At 56.6% G+C, this 1,573-nt stretch carries 1 rRNA gene (cut by a window edge); it reads left to right on the top strand.

Annotated elements, in window-relative coordinates:
* Positions 1–1,566 (top strand): 23S ribosomal RNA (locus tag AB0B35_RS41925); it begins 1,638 nt to the left of the window's first position.
* Positions 1,567–1,573 lie beyond the last annotated feature (7 nt).

Consider the following 1,573-nt stretch of genomic DNA (forward strand, 5'->3'; position numbering starts at 1 on the left):
CGAACCCTGCTGTACTAACCTCCACAAGGTGGGAAGGTCTTCGGACTGGAACACGGCGTGTTGGGATCTTGGTGGGTAGTAGTTGAGCGATGGGGTGACGCAGGAAGGTAGTCGAGCCCAGGCGGTGGTAGTCCTGGGGTAAGCGTGTAGGCCGGCACATAGGTAAATCCGTGTGCCATGAGGCTGAGACGTGATGCCGAGCCGTATCAGGTGAAGTCGATGATCCTATGCTGCCGAGAAAAGCCTCTAGCGAGCTGTGCGCGGCCCGTACCCCAAACCGACACAGGTGGTCAGGTAGAGAATACCGAGGCGATCGGGCGAACTGTGGTTAAGGAACTCGGCAAATTGCCCCCGTAACTTAGGGAGAAGGGGGGCCTCGTCTGGTGAAGGCCTTCGCGGCTGGAGCTGGGTGGGGTCGCAGAGAGCAGGGGGAAGCGACTGTTTACTAAAAACACAGGTCCATGCGAAGTCGTAAGACGCTGTATATGGACTGACGCCTGCCCGGTGCTGGAACGTTAAGGGGACCGGTTAGCCGCAAGGCGAAGCTGAGAACTTAAGCGCCAGTAAACGGCGGTGGTAACTATAACCATCCTAAGGTAGCGAAATTCCTTGTCGGGTAAGTTCCGACCTGCACGAATGGCGTAACGACTTCCCCACTGTCTCAACCACAGGCCCGGCGAAATTGCACTACGAGTAAAGATGCTCGTTACGCGCGGCAGGACGGAAAGACCCCGGGACCTTCACTATAGCTTGACATTGGTATCCGGTTTAACTTGTGTAGGATAGGTGGGAGGCTGTGAAGCGTTGACGCCAGTCTTCGTGGAGCCAATCTTGAAATACCACTCTGGTTGATCTGGGTATCTAACCTCGGACCGTGATCCGGTTCAGGGACAGTGTCTGGTGGGTAGTTTAACTGGGGCGGTTGCCTCCTAAAGGGTAACGGAGGCGCCCAAAGGTTCCCTCAGCCTGGTTGGCAATCAGGTGTTGAGTGTAAGTGCACAAGGGAGCTTGACTGTGAGACTGACAGGTCGAGCAGGGACGAAAGTCGGGACTAGTGATCCGGCACTGGCATGTGGAAGCGGTGTCGCTCAACGGATAAAAGGTACCCCGGGGATAACAGGCTGATCTTCCCCAAGAGTCCATATCGACGGGATGGTTTGGCACCTCGATGTCGGCTCGTCGCATCCTGGGGCTGGAGGTGGTCCCAAGGGTTGGGCTGTTCGCCCATTAAAGCGGTACGCGAGCTGGGTTTAGAACGTCGTGAGACAGTTCGGTCCCTATCCGCCGTGCGCGCAGGAGACTTGAGAAGGGCTGTCCCTAGTACGAGAGGACCGGGACGGACGAACCTCTGGTGTGCCAGTTGTACCGCCAGGTGCATGGCTGGTTGGCTACGTTCGGAAGGGATAACCGCTGAAAGCATCTAAGCGGGAAGCTCGCTTCAAGATGAGGTCTCCCACCACGAGAGTGGGTAAGGCCCCCGGCTAGACCACCGGGTTGATAGGCCAGAGATGTAAGCACAGTAATGTGTTCAGTCGACTGGTACTAATAGGCCGAGGACTTACCTAAACAACAC

It is taken from the genome of Catellatospora sp. NPDC049133 (genome assembly GCF_040648455.1).
GTDB lineage: Bacteria > Actinomycetota > Actinomycetes > Mycobacteriales > Micromonosporaceae > Catellatospora > Catellatospora aurea.